Here is a 21,902-nt window from a genome sequence, read left to right as displayed (position 1 = left end):
GGTCCCGGGATGCGGGCCGGCCCGCGGACTGAGGAATCAGGCCGGATCGCCGCCTCAAGTAAGCTGGCAAATCGTGCAAAAGCAGCTGCGCAGGCTGGGAGTGATGGGCGGGACGTTTGATCCCATCCATTACGGACACCTGGTTGCCGCGAGTGAGGTCGCCGACCTGTTCGACCTCGACGAAGTGGTGTTCGTGCCCAGCGGTCAGCCCTGGCAGAAGGACCGCCACGTCTCCGCTGCCGAGGACCGATACCTGATGACGGTGATCGCCACCGCGTCCAACCCGCGCTTCTCGGTGAGCCGGGTCGACGTCGACCGTGCCGGGCCCACCTACACCAAGGACACGCTGCGGGACCTGCACGCCCTCAACCCCGATTCGCAGCTGTACTTCATCACCGGGGCCGACGCGCTCGCTTCGATCCTGTCCTGGCAGGGCTGGGAGGAGCTCTTCGAGCTGGCGCGGTTCGTCGGCGTCAGCCGGCCCGGCTACGAGCTGCGCCGCGAACACATCACCGGCGTGCTGGGCGAGCTGGCGGAGGACGTGCTGACGCTCGTTGAGATCCCGGCGCTGGCGATCTCGTCGACCGACTGCCGTTTGCGCGCCGAACAACATCGGCCACTGTGGTACCTGATGCCCGACGGCGTCGTGCAGTACGTCTCCAAGCGCCGGCTCTATCGCGGCGAACAATCGAAGGACACCGTGAGCCGATCGACCCTGCCCGCCGGGAAGAACACATGACCGCCACGCAGGAGGCGATCGACATGGCGACCGTGGCCGCCGGCGCGGCCGCCTCGAAACTGGCCGACGATGTCGTCGTGATCGACGTGTCCGGCCAACTGGTGATCACCGACTGCTTCGTCATCGCCTCGGCGTCCAACGAGCGGCAGGTCAATGCCATCGTCGACGAGGTCGAGGAGAAGATGCGCAGGGCGGGCTACAAGCCGGCGCGCCGGGAGGGCACCCGGGAGGGCCGCTGGACGCTGCTGGACTACCGCGACATCGTCGTGCACATCCAGCACCAGGACGACCGCGACTTCTATGCCCTGGACCGGTTGTGGGGTGACTGCCCGGTCGTGCCGGTGGATCTGGCCGCGGTTCCCGACGACTCGGCGGGCACGCAATGACGATTCGCCGCCTGATCATGTTGCGGCACGGGCAAACTGAGTTCAACGCAGGCAGCCGCATGCAGGGGCAACTGGATTCCCAACTCAGTGAGCTCGGTCGGGCGCAAGCGATCGCCGCCGCCGAGGTGCTCGGCAAGCTACAGCCATTGCTTATCGTGTCGTCGGATCTGCATCGCGCGTACGACACGGCGATCCGGCTCGGGGAGCGGACCGGCCTGCCGATCCGGGTGGATCCGCGGTTGAGGGAAACCCACCTCGGCGACTGGCAGGGATTGACGCACACCGAGGTCGACATGCAGGCCCCTGGTGCCCGGCTGGCCTGGCGCGAAGACGCCACCTGGGCGCCCCATGGTGGCGAAAGCCGGGTCGACGTCGCCGCCCGCAGCGTGCCGTTGGTTACCGAACTGGTCTGCGGTGAGCCGGAATGGGGTGGACCCCAGCACGCCGATCGGCCGGTGGTGCTGGTGGCCCACGGCGGGCTGATCGCCGCGCTGTCTGCCGCGCTGCTGAGGCTTCCGGTCGCCAACTGGCCGACGCTGGGCGGCATGGGCAATGCCAGCTGGGTGCAGCTTTCCGGCCATTCGGACGACTCGGGGGCGGCTTTCGAGAGCATCCGCTGGCGCCTCGATGTGTGGAACGCTTCGGCGCAGGTGTCCAACGATGTCCTCTGATGCACGGCCCACCCTGCTGATCTTCGCCGACTCGCTGGCCTACTACGGGCCGACCGGCGGCCTGCCCGCCGACGATCCGCGCATCTGGCCCAATATCGTTGCCGCGCAATTGGGTTGGGATGTGGAACTCATTGGTCGCATCGGCTGGACCTGCCGCGACATCTGGTGGGCGGCGACCCAAGACCCGCGTGCCTGGGCAGCGCTGCCCAGGGCCGGCGCCGTCATTTTCGCGACCGGCGGCATGGATTCGCTGCCGTCGGTGCTGCCGACCGCGCTGCGCGAACTGATCCGCTACGTCCGCCCGCCGCGAGTGCGGCGCTGGGTACGTGACGGATACGGCTGGCTGCAGCCCAGGCTCTCGCCGGTGGCCCGGTCCGCGCTGCCTGCGCGCCTGAGCGCCGACTATCTCGAACAGACTCGCAGCGCAATCGATTTCAACCGCCCGGGCATCCCGGTCGTGGCCTCGCTGCCGTCGGTGCACATCGCCGACACCTACGGCAGGGCCCACCATGGCCGCCCGGCGACCGCCGCGGCGATCACCGAGTGGGCGCAAACCCATGACGTTCCCCTAGTCGACCTCAAAGCGGCTGTCGCCGAGCACATCATGAGTGGACGAGGAAATCCCGACGGCATTCACTGGAATTTCGAAGCGCACCAGGCGGTTGCCGAGCTGATGCTGAAGGCGCTCGCCGAAGCCGGCGTAGTGACAGAGAAGCCACGCCCGTGACCGTCATGGTGGTGACCGACGCGTCGGCGCGCTTGCCGGCCGATTTGCTGGAGCAGTGGGCGATACGGGTTGTGCCGCTGCACATTCTGCTCGACGGCGTCGATTTGCGCGACGGTGTGGACCAGATCCCCGAAGACATCTACAAGCGTCACGCGACCACCGCGGCGGCCACGCCGGCCGAACTGGCCGACGCCTACCAGCAGGCGCTGGCCGACAGCGGCGGGGACGGCGTGGTGGCGGTGCACATTTCGTCCGCACTGTCGGGCACCTGCGGCGCGGCGGAGCGGACCGCGGCCGACCTGGACGCCCACGTACGGGTCGTCGACTCGAAGTCGACCGCCATGGGCACGGGCTTCATCGCGTTGGCCGCCGCGCGGGCCGCTGCCGCCGGCGGTGACCTCGACGCCGTCGCCGCCGCGGCGACCGCGGCCGTACGACAAAGCCACGCGTTCATGGTGGTGCACCGGCTGGACAACCTGCGCCGCAGTGGGCGGATCGGCGGCGCCAAGGCATGGCTGGGCACCGCGCTGGCACTCAAGCCGCTGCTGCGCATCGACGACGGCAAACTCGTTCTGGCCCAACGGGTACGCACCGTCACCCACGCGACGGAGGCGATGATCGACCGGGTCTGCGGGGTCGTCGGCGACAGTCCGGCCGCGCTGGCGGTGCATCACGTCGCCAACCCGGACGGCGCCAAGGAAGTGGCGGCCGAGCTGGCGCGCAGACTACCGGCCTGCGAGCCGGCGATCATCACCCCGCTGGGGCCGGTGCTGGCGTTGCACGTCGGTGCCGGAGCCGTCGCGGTCGTCGTGCAGCTGCCGACTTAAGCGGGCACCGGGCGCCGGGCGTTGTCGCCGCGAGGGTGTACCACCTGCGGCCACCAGAACCACCGTCCCAGCAGCGTCGCGATGGACGGCATCAGCAACGTGCGCACCACCAGCGTGTCGAGCAGCAGACCGATGCACACCGTCGAACCGAACTGACCCAGCACCCGCAAGTCGCTGCCCAACATGGCCGCCATGGTGAACGCGAACACCAGACCCGCCGCCGTCACGACGCCGCCGGTACCCGCCATCGACCGGATGATTCCCGTCTTGAGGCCGGCATGGATCTCTTCTTTGAACCGGGAGACCAGCAACAGGTTGTAGTCGGACCCGACGGCCAGCAGGATGATGACCGACAGCGCCATCACGATCCAGTGGATCCTGATGCCGAACAGGTCCTGCCAAATCAGCACCGAGAGGCCGAACGACGCCGCGATCGAGCTGGCCGCGGTGCCCACGATCACCAGCGCGGCCACCACGCTGCGGGTAAGTATCAGCATGATCATGAAGATCAACGTCAGGGCGGACACCACGGCGATCATCAAGTCGTATTTCTCGCCGTCGGCCATGTCCTTGAACGTCGCGGCGGTTCCGCCCAGGTAGACCCGGGCGTCGGACAGCGACGATTGCTTGAGACCCTCCTGCGCGGCGGTGCGTTCGGCGTCGACTTGCGCGATGCCCTCCGGCGACATCGGATCGCCTTGATGCGTGATGAAGAACCGCGCCGACTTTCCATCCGGCGACAAGAACATCCGAAGGCCGGTCTGGAAATCCGGGTTGTCGAAGGCCTCGGGCGGCAGGTAGAAGAAGTCGTCGTTCTTCGATGCGTCGAAGCTTTGACCCATCACGATCGCGGTGTTGCTCATCGCCTCCATCTGGTCGATCATCGCCTTGAACGTCTGATACAGGGTGAGCGTGATGCCCCTGGTGGTCTTCAGCGTGGTGATCAGCGTGGGAAAGAGCGCGGTCAGGTCGCGTGAGGCTTTGGCGGTGTGGGCGATATCGGTCGTCAGGTAATGGAACTGCTCGGCGAGCTGGTCGAACCCGTCGAACGTGTCGAACAGGGACCGCAACCCGATGCACACGGGAATGTCGTAGCAGTGCCGCTCCCAGTAGAAGTAGGAGCGTACCGGCCGGAAGGTGTCGTCGAAATCCGCGATGTGATCACGCAGGGAATCGGTGATCTGCGACGTCACCGCCGTGGTCTTCGCGCTGTCGTCCGCGGCGTTGGCCAGGTCCTGTGACACCTCGTATTGGCGTTGCGTGGTGTCGATCTGGGTCTGCAGATCGTCGGCCATCCGGAGGATGTCGGCGATGCGCTCCTTGAGGAAGCTCATGTTCTGCATCGTCGTCTGACTCTGGACGCTGTTCTGAAACGGTATCGAGCTGTGCTGGATCGGAATGCCCAGCGGCCGGGTGATGTCCTGGACCATGGCGATGCCCAGCGTGCGCATCTCGTTTTTCGCCACCCGGTCCAGCACCAGCATGTCGGCCGGGTTTCGCATGTCGTGGTCGGATTCGACCATCAACAGGTCGGGGTTCATCCGTGCCTCGGAGAAATGCCGGTTCGCGGCCTCTTGTCCTTGGTTGGACGGGGCCGACAACGGCAGGTAATGGCGGTCGTTGTAGCTCGTGTGGAAGCTCGGCAGGGCGATCATGCCGACCAGCACGACCGCGGCGCTCACGGCCAAAACCGCTGCCGGCCAACGTACTACGGCGGTACCCACCCGGCGCCACAGCCGGCCACGCTTGGCCTGCCGCTCGAACAGGTGGAAGCGGCTGCCGACGAAGACCACCGCGGGCCCCAGCGTGACGCCGGCCAGCACCACGACAATCATGCCGATCGCCACGGGCGCCCCCATGGTGTTGAACCACGGTAGCCGCGAGAAACTGAGGCAATAGGTCGCGCCCGCGATCGTCAGGCCCGACCCCAACACGACCGGGGCGACGCCCTTGAATGTGGTGTAGTACGCGGTTTCTCGGTCCTCGCCCGCGGCCAGCGCCTCCTGATAGCGGCCGATCAGGAAGATGCCGTAGTCCGTCCCCGCGGCGATCGCCAACATGGTGAGGATGTTGGCGGCGAAGGTGGTGAGCCCGAATGCGTTGTGGTACGCGAGAACCGCGACCACCCCCCGCGAACACGCCAGGGCGACAAAGGTCATGAACAGCTGGACCAGCGTGGTGACGATCGACCGGTAGACCAGCAGCAACATGATCGCGATGGCGCCCAGGGTGAACAGCGTGATCTTGGCCAGGCTGGCGTTACCGATGATGTGCATATCGTCGGACAGCGCGGCGGGGCCCGTGACGTAGGCCTTCACGCCGGGTGGCGCCTTGTTCTCCTCGATCACCTTGCGCACCGAGTCCACCGATTCGTTGGCCAGCGTCGTGCCCTGGTTACCGGCGAGGTTCACCTGCACGTAGGCGCTCTTGGCGTCGGCGCTCTGCGCGCCCGCGGCCGTCAGCCGGTCGCCCCAGAAGTCCTGAATGTGCTGAATGTGCTTGGGATCCTGGCGGAGTTGCCGAATCAGCTTGTCGTAGTACTGGTGCGCGTCGGGGCCGAGCGGTTGCTGGCCCTCCAGCACGATCATTACCGTGCTGTTGGAATCGAATTCGTGGAAGTTGTGGCCCAGGCGCATCATCGCCTTCATCGACGGCGCATCCAGCGGGGTCATCGGCGCCGAGTGAGCCTCACCAACTTTTTCCAGTGTCGGAACGATGACATTCACCAGGACCGTGACGAACAACCAAACCAAAATGATCGGCACCGCAAAGATCCGGATCGCATGCGGCAGGTACGGGCGGTGGCCCCGCTCGGCCTTGGACAGGCCCTTGACGTTGATGGGGCCGGTGTCGGCCGCGCTCACGTCGCGCTGGGTCTCGTTGCTCGCGTTGCTCATGCGGACTTCACCAGGCAGAAGGTCTGCGCGTTGTGGCCGTCGGAACTCCGCTGTTCGCGCACGACGCCGTCGACGGTGATCTTGCAGCTGATCTCACCGCTGTCGCTCTGCGCCATGATGTTGGCGCTCACCGAGGGCAAGGTGGTCGAGATGGTGGTCGACCACGGCAGCGGCGCCGCGTTGACCTGATGGGTGTTGGCGTTCTCGTCCCAGTAGTTGATGTTGGCGGTGGCCCCGGGCGGCCCCGTGATGTCGTACACCACGACCTTCGGGTTGAACTGCACGATTTCGATCCCCTTGCCGGCGTTCGCGTTGAGATCCTGCGAGCCGAAAATCTTGTGGAGCCGCGACACGATCAACGCCGAAAGGGCCAAGACCACCACCAAAAGCAGCGGTATCCACACCCGTTTCAGGACGCGGGTTACGGTGCCGGTACGTGGACCCGATTCTGGACTAGCCACCACCTGACCGCCTTCCGCATTACCGCCACCCCGGCGCTGCCGCAAAGCTCACCTACGTCGCCGACGACACCGATGTCCCTCGACAATTTGCTCAGCTAAGCACTCTAAACCTTAGTGCACGCAAGCGTTCCTCCGGGTGCCTCCGATGTGGCGAACCGCATATGGTTCGGGCCCTTACCGGGCCACCCGGCCGGTGACCGGCGGCAAATCGGCAAGCGTCACGATCCCGGGCTCGGCCGCGACCACAGCCGGGACCGCATTGGTCACCGGCATCGCCGTGTAGATCATTCCCAACCCCATGAAGCCGGGTTCCGTCCAATCCTTCGGCGGCAGGCAGTGCAGCACGGTCCGCATGTTGGGCAGCCCGTACACCTGGATGACGTGGCCGTGCTCCAGCGGCTTGGGCGGCACCACATGATTGCCCATGGTCCAGTTGAACCCCACGCTGACCACGTTGCGGTCGCCCTGCCAGCCGCGGTGGTATCCATAGACACCGCCGACCGTTCCCGCGGGGATTGTCATGAAGCCCAGATCCGAATCCCCGGTGGCCGCGGTGAAGGTCACGTCGAAGGTCATCCGGTCCAGCTTCGCCCCGATCGCGTCGGCCATCATGGCGGCCGATTCGGCGAAGACCTCGCTTTCGCGCCGCACGCTTTCCGCCAGCCCCGGAGTTTCGGGATCCTGCGAGAAGCCCATCGCCGTCTGCGTTTCCGCTGATTCGTAGGTGGAGCAATCCACCGACTCGGTGATCCGGATTTCGTCGACGCGTTCGCACGCGCCGCTGAGCACCATGCCCACCATGTTCGTCATGCCCGGGTGCGCGCCGCTGCCGAAGATCGTCGAACCGCCTCGTTTGCACGCATCCGCGATGCGTTCGCGGTCCGCGGGCGTCTGCTTGCCGCCGGTAATCCAGGCCGCGCTGGAACACACGTTGACGCCCGCTTCCAGCAAGCGCACCAGCTCATCGATGTTGGGCCACAACGGGTTATAGCAGCACGCGTCGGCGCCCAGGGCGAGGAGCGCGTCGATGTCGTTCGTCGCGCGCACGCCGGTCGGTTCCGGCCACCCGGCCAGTTCGGCGGCATCCACGCCGACCTTGTCCGCCCCGTGCGCGTACACCCCGACTAATTCCATGTCCGGCCTGCCGATGATGGCATGCAGCGAACGTCGCCCGATGTTCCCCGTCGTCCACTGGATGACGCGCAGCGGGCGGTCTGTCGGGGGCTTGCTCATCGCGTCTCCTTTGACGTGGGCGGATTTGGGTCATTATCGCCGCCGTGCGCCCGGGCGTGTCTACACCCTTGGAGGTCAGCGGTTGCCGGGGTTCAGCGCGGCCATGGCGCTGGACATCAGCTGCGAAAAGGGATCGCCGCCCCCGCCGAAGGTGGCCTGACTGGCCGGTGCGATCACGGCCGCGGGGTCGAAGCCCCGCACCGGATCCACTTGAAGCGGAGCGGTGAGCGGGTCGTCGTTGCGCGAGTAACCCGCGTTCACCATCGGGGTCAGCTCCGCGTCGAGTTGGTTCAGCACGTCTTCCGGCACGCCCAGGTAGCTTAGGGGCAGTACCAGCGGGAGGTGCCTTTCGGGGATCAGATACGTCGTTGTCTTCGCGCCCCTGGAGTTGACGGTCGTCCTGATGTTCTGCGGCGGCACCATGCTCGGGTCGGTGAACGCGACGGCGGTATGACCGGTTGCTTCGCCCACCAGCGTGTTGGCCAGCGCTAACAGGTTGTCCGGCCGGTCCGGAAAGTCGGCGATCATGTCGTATGCGGCGACGAAGGCCTTGGTGTCGTATTGGCTTTCCACGGGGGGCGGTATGCGGTAGTCCATTGCGGGAACGACGGCGCCGACCGGAAAGAAGGAGGTCAAAAAGCTCTCGCCGAAGGCGTGATGCCCGACCGGGTTGCCAAATGTGCTGAACACCAATTGGTTTGGTGGGGGAGCGGTCGGATCGTTCGCCAGCCTGGCCTGCTCGGCGTCAACCACGAGCGAACCCTCGGACAGGCCGATGGCGGCTCCGGGCCCACCCCTGCGGATCGCCGCATCCAGGTTCTCGGTCCCGACGGCGACCGACTCGCCGACGCTGGGGCCGTCCACGCCTAGCCCCGGGAAGGCTTCATCCAGCCGGCCAATCCCCGGAAAGAGCCGTTCGAGCACGTGGCCCTGGACCTGCCCCGCCGGGTAGGCCACGATTTCTCGCTTCAGGCTGGGAAACCAGCCGGCACCCAGGCGTCTGCCGTACTCATCGTAGGGAATTCCAGGAACGTGAGCGCCGCCCAGCGCGTACGCGGTGCCGTCACCGGGCGTACCGTCGCCTGGCGCGTCATCGGCCGCCGCCATCCCGAGGCCGAAATATCCTGTGACGCCGAGGGTTACCACAGCGGTAGCCCCTGCGAGTAGTTTCTGCATCGCCACGTCCCGCCTGCCCGACTTGGTCTCGTAGTGTCGCATATCGCTCGTCGGCCTCGCGGCTGACGGGTATTAGTCCGCGCTTCCGGCCGGTGAGCGGGATCGCGACCGCCGCGCTCCCGGTCGTGACGGCCACCAGCTGGCCCGCCCGACCAGCGTAGCCAAGGCGGGCACCGTTATGGTGCGGACCAGAAAGGTGTCGAGCAAGATTCCGATCCCGATCACGAAGCCACCCTGGACGACGGTGCCGATGCTGGAAAACACCAGGCCCCACATCGAGGCGGCGAAGATCAAACCCGCCGCGGTGATCACGCCGCCGGTCGAACTCAACGCGCGAATGACGCCGTAACGCATGCTGTGCGGGGATTCGTCACGCATTCGCGAGACGAAAAGCATATTGTAATCGGCTCCGACGGCGACCAATACCACGAAGGCCAATGGTGGGACGCTCCAATGCAATTGCTGGCCCAGTAGGAATTGAAACGTCAGGACGCCGATACCTACCGCCGACAAGTACGAAATAACGACGGAAGCGACCAGATACAGCGGCGCGACGACCGCACGCAGCAGCGCGACCAGCGTCATCAGCACGACGATGATGGTGACGACAATGATGAACTTGATGTCGTGTTCATAAAAGTCTCGCGTGTCCCGCAGCGTGACCGGATATCCGACCATCGATATCGACGCATCCGCCAATGACGTATTCGGTTGGGCTCCGCGGGCGGTATCGCTGATCGCACTGACCTGATCCATCGCCTCGGCGCTGAACGGGTTGAGTTTGGTCTGCACCAAATACCGCACCGAATGCCCATCGGGCGAAATGAACGCCTTGGCGGCCTTCTTGAACTCTTCCATGTGCAGCAGCTGCGCCGGAACGTTGAACCCCGCCATGGACGGTTCGGCCGCGTCGCGTTTCAGCGTGAGGAGGAACGCCGACGCCTCGCCGAGCCCCGTGCCCATCTGTTTGATCTGGTCGACGAGTTGGTCCACCCCGTCAGCCACTTGCCGGCTTCCGCTGGCGAACCGGTCAGCGCCTTGTTGCAGGTGGTTCAGGTCGGCCTGCAGGCCACCGGGCTGGTCCAGACCCATGGCATGCAGCGCCTTGACGAAGTTGGCGAGCGCGCCACGAAGGTGATCCACCGACGCGTTGAGGGTCTGCCGGTCTTGGAACGCCTGGAGTTGTCCCGCCAGATCATTGATCTGGTCGAGGCTTCCGTCACCACGCGCATTGACCACACGCTCGAATTGGGCTCGGGTGGCGCTGCAGGAGGGATCGGCATCGCAAACCTGGTTGCCCTCGAGCGCCGCCAGCACCGGGGCCACCCAGGCGAACATGTCTTTGACGGCGGCGAAGTTGACGCCGATGGTATGGCCGAGGGAATTGATGCTGCTGACGAGCTTGGCGGCGGTGACGACCTCCTTGACCAACTTGTCGCCGCCGTATTGGCTCCTCATCGAAGTGAAAGCCTCTGTCAGGCCTTGCATCCCGGCGACCATCTGGTTGACCTGGCCTCGCACATCGCCGAGGTTGTCGGCCAGCGTGTTGGCCCCGGCGAGCAGTCGGTTGAGATCATCGGCGTGATCGCTGATCAGAGCCGAACCGGCACCCAGGCGAGCGCCGATAGCGCCGGCCTGGTAGGTGGCCCTGAACTGTTCCGGCACCGTGCCCGCCGGGCGGGTCACGCCGCTGACCGCGGCGATGTTCGGCATTTGGCTAACTCGGTCGGCCATCTGCTCCAGATCCGCAAGCGCCCGCGGCGTACGCAGGTCGTGCGGTGACTGGATAAGGATGTATTCGGGAATGGACTGATTGACCGGGAAGTGACGATCCAGCGCGGCATACCCGATCGAACTCGGCGCCGAGGACGGCAGGGCCTTGCGGTCGTCGTAGTTGTAGCGCACCAAGCCCGCACAGCTGGCGAGGATGATCAGCACCAGCACGCTGGCCACCAGATGAACCCTGGGCCGGCGCACGATGCGTATCCCCGAACGTCGCCAGAACCGGGCGGTCAGTTCGCGTGGGGGCTTGACCCAGCCGCGTGGCCCGGCCACCACCAGGATGGCGGGCAGCAAGGTCATCGCCGCGAGGAAGGCGACACCGATCCCGATGGCCGACGAGACACCCACCGTGGAGAACACGCCCATCCGAGCGAAACTTATTCCGAGAAAGGTGATTCCGACCGTGGCCGCCGATGCGGCGATCACTTTTCCGATCGAGCTGAGCGCTCGCCGCACGGCTTCGTCGAAGTCCGCCCCCCGCCGCAGATAGTCGTGGTAGCGGCTGATGAGGAAGACCGCGTAGTCGGTTCCCGCGCCGGCGATGATTGCACTCAAGAAGACGATGGACTGGTTCGAAACGCCCAGGCCGCCGATCTCCGAGATGCCGGCGACGACGGCCTGCGCGATCACCATCGACGCCCCGATGGCGAGCAGCGGCAGCAGCATGGTGAGTGGGTTGCGGTAGACCACCAGCAGGACGACCAGCACCAGGGCGGCGATCGCAAGTTCGATCGGAAGGCGATCCCGCTCGCCCGCGATGGTGAGGTCGCTGACGGTGGCCGCGGGTCCGGTCAGGTTCGCGGTCAACGGGGATCCGGCGACGTTGTGTTTGACGATGTCGGCAACGCGGAGGTAGGCGGCATAAGACTTTGGCGTGCCCAATTCGCCCGCGAGGCCGACCGGCAGCACCCAGGATTTGCGGTCCTTGCTGGTCACCACCGGACGCAAGGGCGGCGTGCTGACGAAATCCTGCAACATCAGCACGTCTCGCCGGTCGTCGTGCAGGGCGGTCACCAGCTTGTGGTAGGTGGCTTCGTCGGCGGGCCCAAGGCCTTTTTCATCCGCGAGGACCACCAGCAGCAGGTTTTCGGCGCCCGACTCGTGAAACGCCTCGGTCATCTTCCGGGCGGCCACGCTCGAGGGCGCGCCGCTCGGCAGCATCGCGAGCGGGTGCTTCTGCGCCATCTGGTTCAGGGGCGGGAACGTCAGCGGTAGTGCGACCGCGATCAGGACCCAGAGCCCTATGACGACCCCGGGCCAACGCACCACAAGATCAGCTAGCCGTCGCACATCGACCTCTCTGCGCACCCGGCCGCGTGCGCAGGCCGAGCCCGGAGAAAATCAGTAGCCACCGTACTGCTCCCGGCTAGGCAACGCGCCCCCAATGCCCGCTATCGGCGACCCGCATGCATACGGACTTCATCGCTGCGACATACCGGGCGACTGATTTTCGGGCAACCGCGTTGTCTGGAAACATTATCGCCATGACGGTGCCTTCCTCGTAGCGGAAGGTATAGATCGTTAGCTGATACGAATATCTTCCGTCGGAGTAGATCCCAATGTTGTTGGTGTAGCCCATCTCCGCTGCCGCGAGCACTGCGTTCATCGGAGCGGCATCCCCATGCAAGAAATTTGTCACGGGAAAGTTAGGGCGGGGCCTGCTGAGCCACGGTGCCAATTCCAGCACGCGGTAGTACGGGACTTTCGCCATGTTCAGTCCCGAGTCAAAAGAACTCTGCGCCGCCCAGGCGGCGTCACTAAAGGACGCGGCGGCAATCGGCACGGTGATCGGAACCAGGCCGGTAAACCAACCCTGGGTCATGAAGTTGTCCGAAGTCTTTCGTGTATCTCTGGGGGTGAGTCCGTAATACGTGGTAGCACCCGTGAATTCGTGCTCCACCTGGGCGAGGCAGGCGAACAAGCCGCCGACGAAGCGCGCACCCGCCGCCGAGCACGCCGCTTCGAATCTCGCGGTTTGTTGTGCGTCCATCAGGGTGTCCGTGATCATCTCACTCTTGGTGGGCTCCAACGGATTACCCAGTGGCAAAGGGAACTCCGGCAGGCTTCCATCGTTATTCTCGGCGAAGTCGATCCACGCGCGTACCTGCGGGGAATCCAGGGTCAATTCTGACGTGTACCGGCGCTCTTCGGCGCAGAAATCGTCAAAGCTGCCGGCGGCGGGCAGCGCAAGGGGCCCGGCGCCGCCCGTCAACGCCATGTACATCGCGTGCGACTCCACCATCGTGATGCCGATCAGCGCCGCGTCCCCGTGGACGTGGTCGATGCTCGCGTAGAAGGTGAAGTGATTCTCGTTTTGAATAATCCCGAAGCTGAAGCACTCCCATTGCAGCGGATCGGGCGTGGCCACCACATGGTCGTGCAAGTCGTCAACGGCCATTTCGCCGTGGTCGGTGGGCGCGAATTCGATATCGGCGGGATCGTCGATGGTATGCCGAATGATGTCTCCGGCGTCGGTGTGTTCAAACCAGCTGCGGTACGTGTCATGCCGGCGCAAATAAGCGTTGAGCGCGTCATTCATGGCGGAGATGTCGCACCGTCCGGGGACTTCGCAGGTCGCGATGATTTGCCGCGAATAGTCCAGACCCGAGGTCGTTTGCCGGTGATAACCCCGAAGATGCTGGCTCTGCATGTAGCTGACGGGCACCGGGCTGACCGGCGCTAGCCGGGCCCTTTCGCGGGCGGCGGGCGTCGGGTGCCAGGAGATGACAACGCCTGGGCTCGGCCTCCAATCACGGATTGAGCCGATGGTGATTTTCCCGATGCGCAATGTTTTCTCCTCGTTCCGGAGGGCCTGCAGTTCCGGCCGGCCGGTGGCGAGACCAAGATAGCTTCTTTGGCACCCACCGTCCCCGACATGCCGGGCCGGAGGTGCTCAGCGACGGGTGGGGCTACCGACTAGGGTGTTGGGCGGCCCGGCGTGGGACGCAGTCTGGCATCCGGCGACACTACTCGCCGCGGGGGGAACGATTCTCCTGCGTATCGGGTCGGCATGTGGTGCAGTGGTCGGGTCACTCGGTCTGGTCCGGAGCTACGGACCCGTCGCCGGAGGCCGGCCCCGGGGATCTACCTACGCGGGTCGATGCGAGAGGACAGATGCATGGGAACCGCCGAAGCTTCAGCAGAGAAGGCATCGGGTTTCGCAATAGTCGGCTACGCAGCACGTGTTCCGGGTGCTGCCGACGCGTCGGAATTCTGGGACGTGCTGCGGCACGGGCGTGATGCGGTGTCAGAGGTGCCCAGGGACCGCTGGGGTGTCGAGGAATTCTTCGACCCCGATGCCGACGCGCCCGGAAAGATTGTGAGCCGCCGGGCGGGCTTCGTCGACGACGTAGTGGGGTTCGACGCGCCGTTCTTCGGGGTGTCGGCGCGTGAGGTCATGCTGATGGACCCGCAGCATCGGCTGTTGCTGGAGACGGCTTGGCAGGCGGTGGAGCATTCGGGCACGGCCCCAACGGCTTTGGCGAATACCAACACCGGGGTTTTCATCGGTCTATCCACCCATGACTACCTGGCGATGGTCTCGGACGAGCTGAACTACGACGCGATCGACGCTTACATGGCGATCGGGACGGCGGCTGCCGCGGCGGCCGGCCGGATCAGTTACCGGTTGGGGCTGCAGGGCCCGGCCGTCACGGTCGACACCGCGTGCAGTTCGTCGTTGGTGGCGGTCCATCAGGCTTGCCAAGCGCTGCGGCTGGGGGAATGTGACCTCGCACTGGCCGGCGGTGCGAATGTCCTGCTCAGCCCGGCCACCATGATGACCTTTTCGCGGGCGCACATGCTCGCGCCGGATGGCCGCTGCAAGACATTCGACGCGGCCGCGGACGGCTACGTGCGCGGTGAGGGTTGCGGTGTCGTCGTCCTGAAACGGCTCGACGACGCGATCCGCGACGGTGACCGGATTCGGGCCGTGATCCGCGGCAGCGCGGTGAATCAGGACGGCGCGTCGGGCGGATTGACCGTCCCGAACGGTGTGGCCCAGCAGCGCGTCATCGCCGAGGCGTTGAAGCGGTCCGGCGTCTCAGCCTGCGACGTCGGATATCTGGAGGCGCACGGCACCGGGACGTCGCTGGGCGACCCGATCGAAGTCCAGGCCGCGGCCGCGGTACTCGGCGAGGGCCGCGATGCGGCTCGCCCGCTGCTGATCGGATCGGTGAAAACCAATATCGGGCATCTGGAAGCCGCCGCGGGGATCGCCGGGATCATCAAGGTCGTCCTGTCGCTCGAGCACCAGGTCTTGCCGAAGCACCTCAACTTCGAGAATCCATCGCCCTACATTCCGTGGGATCGGCTTGCGGTGCGGGTGGTGGACGAGGCCACCAGCTGGGAGCGCAACGGGCGGCCCCGCGTTGCGGGGGTCAGTTCGTTCGGATTCTCCGGGACCAACGCGCACGTCATCCTCGAGGAAGCGCCCCAGCTCGCTGTGTCCGCGGGACCCGTCGCGACCGAGGACCGAAGGTTCGGCGTGCTGCCGCTGTCGGCGCGCACGCCCGCGGCCTTGGCGCAGCTCGCCGAGCGATACCGCAGTTGGTTGAGCGCGCACCCGGAAACCAGCCTGTCGGAACTGTGCTTCACCGCGGGCGTCGGACGAGCCCACTTCGAGCACCGCGCCGCGTTGGTGGTCAATTCGACGGAGTCCGCCGCCGAACTGCTCGGGGCGCTCGCCGACGACCGTCCCGCGCCGGGCTTGGTGCGGGGAACGTCCGATGACAGGCCGAAGACGGCGTGGTTGTTCCCGGGTCAGGGCAGCCAGTTCGTCGGCATGGCCCGGGAGTTGTTCGAGACCGAGCCGGTGTTCGCCGAAACGATGAACCGATGCGCGCAGGTTGTTGATAGCGTGCTCGAAAAGCCAATGCTGGACGTCATTTTCGACTCCGGTTCGGAAGATCTCCGGCAGACGAACTACGCCCAGCCCGCGTTGTTCGCCGTGGAGATGGGCCTGGCGAGGCTCTGGCAGTCGTGGGGCCTGGAACCCGACGTGGTGCTTGGTCACAGCGTCGGCCAGTATGCCGCCGCATGCGTCGCCGGCGTGTTCAGCCTCGAGGACGGAGCGTTGTTGCTCGCCGAACGCGGCCGCCTCTTCGGCGGTTTGCCGCCGGGCGGTCGGATGGTGGCGGTTTTCGCCGACGCGGAGCGTGTCGAGGGCTTCACCGACGAGTTCCCGCGGCTCTCGGTGGCCGCCTACAACGGTGCCAATACCGTGCTGTCGGGACCCGCGGAGGATCTGGACCGGGCGGTGGTCACGTTGAGCGCCGATAATGTTCGCTGCGAGGTGCTGGACACCAGCCACGCGTTCCATTCGGCGCTGCTGGACCCGGCCCTCGATGAATTCGAGTCGTACGCCGGCCGATTCGAATTCCGCTCACCACAACGGACTCTGGTGTGCAACCGCACGGGCGCCGCCCTCGGCCGGAACGCGAAACTCGATGGCCCGTATTGGCGCCGCCATGCGCGCCAGCCGATCGAATTCGCCAAGAGTGTGGCCACCCTGGCCGATCTGAGCTGCGCCATGCTGCTGGAGGTGGGTCCGCAACCGGTGCTCACCGCCGCGGCGGTGCGGGCGTGGCCCGACCCGGCGGCGCCGCCGCGGGCGATCGCGTCGTTGCGCCGAAACGGCGGCGACCACCGCCAGATCATCGAGGCCCTCGCCACCGCCTACACCGGCGGTCACCTGCCCGACTTCGGCGCTCTGCAGCAGGGGCCGACGCGCAAGCTCGATCTGCCCACGTATCCGTTCCAGCATCGCCGGTACTGGTTCCGGGACACCGACGTTGCGCCCAGCCAGGCGTCCGGGAAAACCGATGCCACGCGCACCGAAGCCGTCCAGCTCCTCGAGGACGGCCGGATCGAGGAACTTGCCGCGCTGATCGACGGTGCGAACGCCAGCCGGCAGACCACCGAGGTGTTGACCAGGCTTGCGCAACAACACAATCAACAGCGGGAAACCACGTCCATCGCGGACGCTCGGTACGAGATCCGTTGGGAGAAGTCGGTTGCCGTGGCCGGGCGCGCCGACACCGTCTCCTGGCTGTTGATCGGCGATGACGCCGAAGCGGTCGCACCGCTGGTCGACTCGCTGACCGCGCAGGGTCAGCCGTTCCGGATCGTCGGGCTCCCGGTATCCGACGCCGACGAGGAACGGCTCGAATCGACGCTGCGCGCCGCTGCGGCAGAGCAATCGGCGCTACGCATCCTGCACTGCGCAGGCCTCGATCGGGGCAATGCGCCATCGATGCGCTCCTTGTTGCGGATGCAACACCATGTTCTGGGTGGAACGCGGCGCCTCTTCCGCGCCGCGGCCGCCGCCGAAATCCGCGCACCCATCTGGCTGATAACCCGTGGCGCGCAACGCGTCACCGCGGCCGACAGCGTACGGCCCGCGCAGTCCTGTCTGTGGGGGTTCGGCCGCGCCGCTTCCCTGGAGCATCCGCAGTTGTGGGGCGGCCTGGCTGATCTGTCCGAAGGTACTGCCGATGAGTGGACCCGGTTGATCGCCCAGGTGGCCGCGGCGCCGCGGGGCGAAGACCAAGTCGCGCTGCGGGGCGAAGGTGTCTTTGTTGCCCGGCTGCGCCGGCGCGAAGGGCGGCCGATCGCGGCCCCGCTCGAGTTGCGTGCCGACGCCACCTATTTGGTCACCGGTGGATTGGGCGCGGTGGGACTCGAAATCGCCGGATACCTGGCCGCGCACGGTGCCGGGCATCTGGTATTGACGGGCCGGCGCTCGCCCAGCGATGCAGTGCAACGGCGCATCGATGCCGTGCGCGAACTGTACGGATGCCAAACGCGGGTCATCACAGCCGATGTCGCCGATCCGCACGACGTTGCCCGCCTGCTGGCCACCGTGGAGGCAGAACTACCGCCGCTCGCCGGGATCGTCCATGCCGCCGGGGAGATCGGAAACACGCCGCTGCGCCAGTTGGACGATGCCGAAGTGGATCGCGTGTTCGCGGGAAAGGTCTGGGGCGCTTGGCATTTGAGCGAAGCCGCTGCGGACCTGCCGCTCGACTTCTTCCTCAGCACGTCCTCGATCGCCTCGGTGTGGGGCAGCTTCGGCCAGACCGCCTATGGCGCGGCCAACGCCTTCCTGGACGGATTGTCGTGGCGGCTCCGCGAGCAGGGTGTCGCTGCGGTGAGCGTCAACTTCGGTCCGTGGACGGCCGGCATGGCCGACGAAGACGCGCGTGCGCGACTCGAGCAACGCGGGGTCCGCACATTGCCGCCCGCGGACGCTCTGGCCGGAATGGCCGAGCTCATGGTCGCTTCTGCGACACAAGGGGTGGTGGCTCGCATCGACTGGTCCCGTTTCCTGCCGCTCTATCAGCAGGCGGGCAAGCGGTCCTTCCTCGAGGAGCTCGGACGCGAAGTGCCCGAGTCGGTGACGGCACCGGAACCTTCGTCAGGGCCCACGCGGTTCGTGGAGCAGCTCACCGTTGCTCCCGCGCAGCAGCGGAAGAAGCTCCTGGTCGATTACCTGCGCGAGGTGGTTGCCGAGGTGACGCGGATCGACGCGGCGGAGATTCGCGAGGAGGCCGGATTCTTCGACCTCGGCATGGATTCGCTGATGGCGGTCGAATTGCGGCGCCGCGTGGAACATGCGGTGGGCAAGGAACTGCCGGCAACCCTGGCGATGGACTATCCGCGCGTCAGCGACGTGGCGGAATATCTGCTCGCCGATGTCCTCGGCCTCACCGCGCAGGCGGCCGCCAAGGCGGCCGCCCAGCCGCCGGCGGTGTCGACCGGGTCCGCGGACGAGCCGATCGCGATCGTCGCGGTGGCGTGCCGCTTTCCGGCCTCGCCCGATCCCGAAACGTATTGGGACGTCCTGTCCGGTGCCGTCGATGCGATCCGGGAGATCCCAGATGACCGCTTCGAGATCGACGAATACTACGACCCGGATCCTGAGACACCGGGCAAGATCTACAGCCGCAACGGCGGATTCCTGGACGGGATAGGCGAATTCGATCCGGAGTTCTTCGGTATCTCGCCGCGCGAGGCGTTGTGGATGGACCCGCAGCAACGGTTGATGCTCGAGATCGCTTGGGAAGGCCTCGAACGCGCGGGGTATTCCCCTGCCGCCCTGCGTGGTAGTCGAAGCGGCATCTTCGTGGGCGTGGCCGCCAACGAATATTCCCACCTGCTGTCGCGGGACTCCGTCGAGAGCATCGAAGCTCACTTCATCACCGGCAACGCGCTCAATGCCATCGCGGGTCGGGTGGCCTTCGTGCTCGGGCTGGAAGGACCGGCCGTGGCGGTGGACACCGCGTGCAGCTCCTCGCTGGTGGCCGTCCATCAGGCCTGCCAGGCGTTGCACTCCGGTGACTGCGATCTCGCGCTGGCCGGCGGGGTGAACGTCTTGCTGAGCCCCGCCTCGATCGTCGCCGCCTCCCGCGCCCGGATGCTGTCACCGGACGGAAGGTGCAAGACCTTCGACGCCGCCGCCGACGGCTATGTGCGCAGTGAAGGTTGCGGCGTTCTGGTGCTCAAGAGGCTGAGCGATGCGCAGCGCAGCGGCGACCGCATCTGCGCGGTCATCCGGGGCAGCGCGGTCAATCAGGACGGCGCCTCCAGCGGTTTGACGGTACCGAACGGGGGTGCGCAGCAACGGCTTATCGCCGCGGCCCTCAGTCGTGCCGGTGTTGCCGGTAAAGACATCGACTACCTCGAGGCGCACGGGACGGGTACCTCGCTGGGTGACCCGATCGAGGTGCAGGCCGCCGCGGCCGTCTACGGCGACGGCCGTGACCCGAACCGGCCCTTGCTCATTGGATCGGCGAAGACGAACCTCGGTCACCTCGAGTCGGCCGCTGGGGTCGCGGGTTTGATCAAGGTGGTGTTGTCTCTGCAGCACGAGCTATTGCCGCAGAACCTGCATTTCCAGAATCCGTCGCCGCATATTCCGTGGGACTCCTTGCCGGTGCGGGTCGTCGACAGGGCGATCCCCTGGCAGGCCAACGGCAGGCCCCGCCGGGCGGGAGTGAGCTCGTTCGGGTTCACCGGCACGAACGCCCATGTGCTGATCGAGGAGGCACCTGCGCAAGCGGTGGCCGGCGACCCGCCGGACGGTGATGCGATGGCGCCGGAGCCGGGCGCCTCGGATGACCGGATCGGCGTGCTTCCCTTGTCGGCACGCTCGCCGCAGGCGTTGGCGGCGTTGGCGCAGCGCTACGGCACGTGGCTGGACGCACATCCCGAGGTCGACATCGCCGACGTGTGCTTCACGGCCGGGGTGGGCCGTTCGCATTTCGAACACCGCGCCGCGCTGGTCGTCGATTCCGTCAAGGGAGCCCGTGACGTATTGGCCGAATTGGCCGAGAGCCGGGTGCGACCGGGTGTGCTGCGCGGCGAGTGTGCCGACCCGCCGAAGTCGGCGTGGCTCTTCACGGGGCAGGGCAGCCAGTACCCGGGGATGGCTCGCGAATTGTTCGACGCGGAGCCGGTATTCGCCGAAACGGTGACGAGGTGCGCGGAGGCGGTCGACGGTCTACTGCCGCGCCCGCTGCTGGAGGTGGTGTTCGACGCCGACCGGGGCAGCGGGGGAGACGCGTTGCGGCACACCTCCTTTGCTCAGCCGGCGCTCTTCGCCGTCGAGATGGGCCTGGCCCGGTTGTGGCAGTCGTGGGGCATCGAACCCGATGTGGTGCTTGGGCACAGCGTCGGCCAGTACGCGGCGGCGTGCGTGGCCGAGGTGTTCAGTCTCGAGGACGGGGCACGGTTGATGGCCGAACGCGGCCGGCTCTTCGGCAGTCTGCCCGAGGGCGGCCGAATGGTGGCGGTGTTCGCCGACGCCGAGGAGGTGGAGAACGCCGCCAAGCAGTCCGCCGGCGTTTCGGTCGCCGCCTACAACGGCCGCAACACCGTGCTGTCGGGCCCGGGCGCCGATCTGGAAAGGATCGTCGCGGTCTTCAGCGATGACGGGATCCGCTGCACCTGGCTGGACACCAGCCACGCATTCCACTCGGAGCTGCTGGAGCCGGCGCTCGACGAATTCGAGTCGTATGCGGCGCGGCTGCAGTTCGCCATCCCGACACGGCCGCTGGTTTGCAACCGCACCGGCGCCGTGCTCACGGCGGAAACCGCGCTGGACGCGCAATACTGGCGGCGGCATTCTCGCCAACCGGTGCAGTTCACGGAAAGCGTCCGCACGCTGGCGGCGCTGGGATGCTCGGTGTTGATGGAGATCGGACCGCAGCCGATTCTGACCGCGGCCGCGGTGCAGGTCTGGCCGGAACACATGCCGGCACCGCGGGCGATCGTTTCCCTCCGTAAGGGCGCTGGCGCCCGGCGCCAGATGGCCGAAGCGCTCGCCGCCGCGTATGTCGCCGGGCATCGGCCCGAGTTCGCCGCCCTGGACCGACTCCCACGCCGCAGGCTCGACCTGCCCACCTATCCGTTCCAGCGCCGTCACTTCTGGCCCAAGGCGTCCGGGGTGGCGGGCAACGAGGCTCAGGGCGGCGCGGTATCCGCCATCTTGGGCGCGGAAAAGGACCTCGCCTCGGGTGACGTCGTCTATACCAGCCGGTTGTCCGTCAAGTCGCAGCCGTGGCTGTCCCATCACGTCATTTATGGCACCGTCGTCGTTCCGGGCGCGACGTATGCGGCGATGGCCCTCGCGGCGGTGGGAACCCCGGCTCACGTGCGAGACGTCTTCTTCTACGAGCCGATCATTCTGCCCGACAAGCAATCTCGTGAGGTGCAGCTGACACTGCATCCCGCCGAGGACCGCGGTGGCTGGACCTTCCAAGTGCACAGTCGCCCCTTCGGCGTCCGCGATGCCGAGTGGGCGCTGAACGCCGACGGCGCCGTCCTCCCCGGTGTCGGCGAAGAGCCGGACGTTGACTCGGCGGAACCTGTCGAGGCGGCGATCGAGCGGTTGAACCGGACCCGTCCGCAGCAGCTGTTCGACACCTTCGCCGACATGGAGCTGGCGTGGGGACCCACCTGGTCGACATCCCTGAAATCGCTTTGGGTGGGCGAAGGTGAGG

The 21,902-nt window shown here is 66.5% G+C and carries 12 protein-coding genes; 6 read left to right on the top strand and 6 right to left on the bottom strand.

The window, feature by feature from the left end; genetic code table 11:
* Positions 1 to 85 precede the first annotated feature (85 nt).
* Genes nadD through A5709_RS03335 form a run of 5 tightly spaced genes read left to right on the top strand, consistent with a single transcriptional unit; the run spans position 86 to position 3,350 of the window.
* Complete coding sequence (gene nadD, locus A5709_RS03355) at positions 86 to 739, top strand: nicotinate-nucleotide adenylyltransferase (RefSeq protein ID WP_255395923.1); 654 nt, start codon at positions 86 to 88, stop codon at positions 737 to 739.
* Positions 736 to 1,125: a ribosome silencing factor gene (rsfS, locus tag A5709_RS03350; protein WP_067944263.1), complete on the top strand. Its 390-nt coding sequence runs from the start codon at positions 736 to 738 to the stop codon at positions 1,123 to 1,125. Before nadD ends, rsfS begins: the two co-directional genes overlap by 4 nt.
* Positions 1,122 to 1,796 carry a glucosyl-3-phosphoglycerate phosphatase gene (gpgP, locus tag A5709_RS03345; protein ID WP_067944265.1) on the top strand — a complete coding sequence of 225 codons (675 nt, stop codon included), beginning with the start codon at positions 1,122 to 1,124 and terminating at the stop codon, positions 1,794 to 1,796. The genes rsfS and gpgP overlap by 4 nt, the downstream gene beginning before the upstream one ends.
* Positions 1,786 to 2,523, top strand: a complete 738-nt coding sequence (gene octT, locus A5709_RS03340) for a diglucosylglycerate octanoyltransferase (RefSeq protein WP_067944267.1) — start codon at positions 1,786 to 1,788, stop codon at positions 2,521 to 2,523. Before gpgP ends, octT begins: the two co-directional genes overlap by 11 nt.
* Entirely contained in the window at positions 2,520 to 3,350 is an 831-nt protein-coding gene (locus A5709_RS03335; RefSeq protein WP_068011418.1) for a DegV family protein, read from the top strand. Before octT ends, A5709_RS03335 begins: the two co-directional genes overlap by 4 nt.
* Here the strand turns inward: A5709_RS03335 and A5709_RS03330 are convergent.
* The 6 genes from A5709_RS03330 to A5709_RS03305 all read right to left on the bottom strand — a co-directional run bounded on the left by A5709_RS03330 (position 3,347) and on the right by A5709_RS03305 (position 13,687).
* Entirely contained in the window at positions 3,347 to 6,247 is a 2,901-nt protein-coding gene (locus A5709_RS03330) for an RND family transporter (RefSeq protein WP_067944272.1), read from the bottom strand. The genes A5709_RS03335 and A5709_RS03330 overlap by 4 nt on opposite strands.
* Complete coding sequence (locus A5709_RS03325) at positions 6,244 to 6,711, bottom strand: MmpS family transport accessory protein (RefSeq protein WP_197501034.1); 468 nt, start codon at positions 6,709 to 6,711, stop codon at positions 6,244 to 6,246. Before A5709_RS03325 ends, A5709_RS03330 begins: the two co-directional genes overlap by 4 nt.
* Before the next feature lie 171 nt (positions 6,712 to 6,882).
* Positions 6,883 to 7,941 (bottom strand): dihydrodipicolinate reductase, encoded by a 1,059-nt coding sequence (locus A5709_RS03320; RefSeq protein ID WP_067944274.1) that lies wholly within the window; start codon positions 7,939 to 7,941, stop codon positions 6,883 to 6,885.
* Between the two features lie 75 nt (positions 7,942 to 8,016).
* A complete protein-coding gene (gene pe / locus A5709_RS03315; protein WP_068117992.1) occupies positions 8,017 to 9,117 on the bottom strand; it encodes an acyltransferase PE in 1,101 nt (366 codons plus the stop codon).
* Between the two features lie 72 nt (positions 9,118 to 9,189).
* Complete coding sequence (locus A5709_RS03310) at positions 9,190 to 12,189, bottom strand: RND family transporter (RefSeq protein ID WP_068117995.1); 3,000 nt, start codon at positions 12,187 to 12,189, stop codon at positions 9,190 to 9,192.
* A 76-nt stretch (positions 12,190 to 12,265) separates the two neighbouring features.
* Complete coding sequence (locus A5709_RS03305; RefSeq protein WP_067944278.1) at positions 12,266 to 13,687, bottom strand: condensation domain-containing protein; 1,422 nt, start codon at positions 13,685 to 13,687, stop codon at positions 12,266 to 12,268.
* Positions 13,688 to 14,017: 330 nt separating this feature from the next.
* Here A5709_RS03305 and A5709_RS03300 point away from each other — a divergent pair.
* On the top strand, positions 14,018 to 21,902 hold a 7,885-nt coding region (locus A5709_RS03300; protein ID WP_068117953.1), incomplete at its 3' end, for a type I polyketide synthase.

It is taken from the genome of Mycobacterium sp. E1386 (assembly GCF_001672745.1).
Taxonomy (GTDB): domain Bacteria; phylum Actinomycetota; class Actinomycetes; order Mycobacteriales; family Mycobacteriaceae; genus Mycobacterium.
This window is presented reverse-complemented; position numbering and strand designations above follow the sequence as displayed.

What these genes read in the sequence shown, in the direction of transcription:
- rsfS (WP_067944263.1), top strand. Translation starts at nt 736, where the DNA reads ATGACCGCCACGCAGGAGGCGATCGACATGGCGACCGTGGCCGCCGGC.
- gpgP (WP_067944265.1), top strand. Translation starts at nt 1,122, where the DNA reads ATGACGATTCGCCGCCTGATCATGTTGCGGCACGGGCAAACTGAGTTC.
- octT (WP_067944267.1), top strand. Translation starts at nt 1,786, where the DNA reads ATGTCCTCTGATGCACGGCCCACCCTGCTGATCTTCGCCGACTCGCTG.
- A5709_RS03330 (WP_067944272.1), bottom strand. Translation starts at nt 6,247, where the DNA reads ATGAGCAACGCGAGCAACGAGACCCAGCGCGACGTGAGCGCGGCCGAC.
- A5709_RS03320 (WP_067944274.1), bottom strand. Translation starts at nt 7,941, where the DNA reads ATGAGCAAGCCCCCGACAGACCGCCCGCTGCGCGTCATCCAGTGGACG.
- pe (WP_068117992.1), bottom strand. Translation starts at nt 9,117, where the DNA reads ATGCAGAAACTACTCGCAGGGGCTACCGCTGTGGTAACCCTCGGCGTC.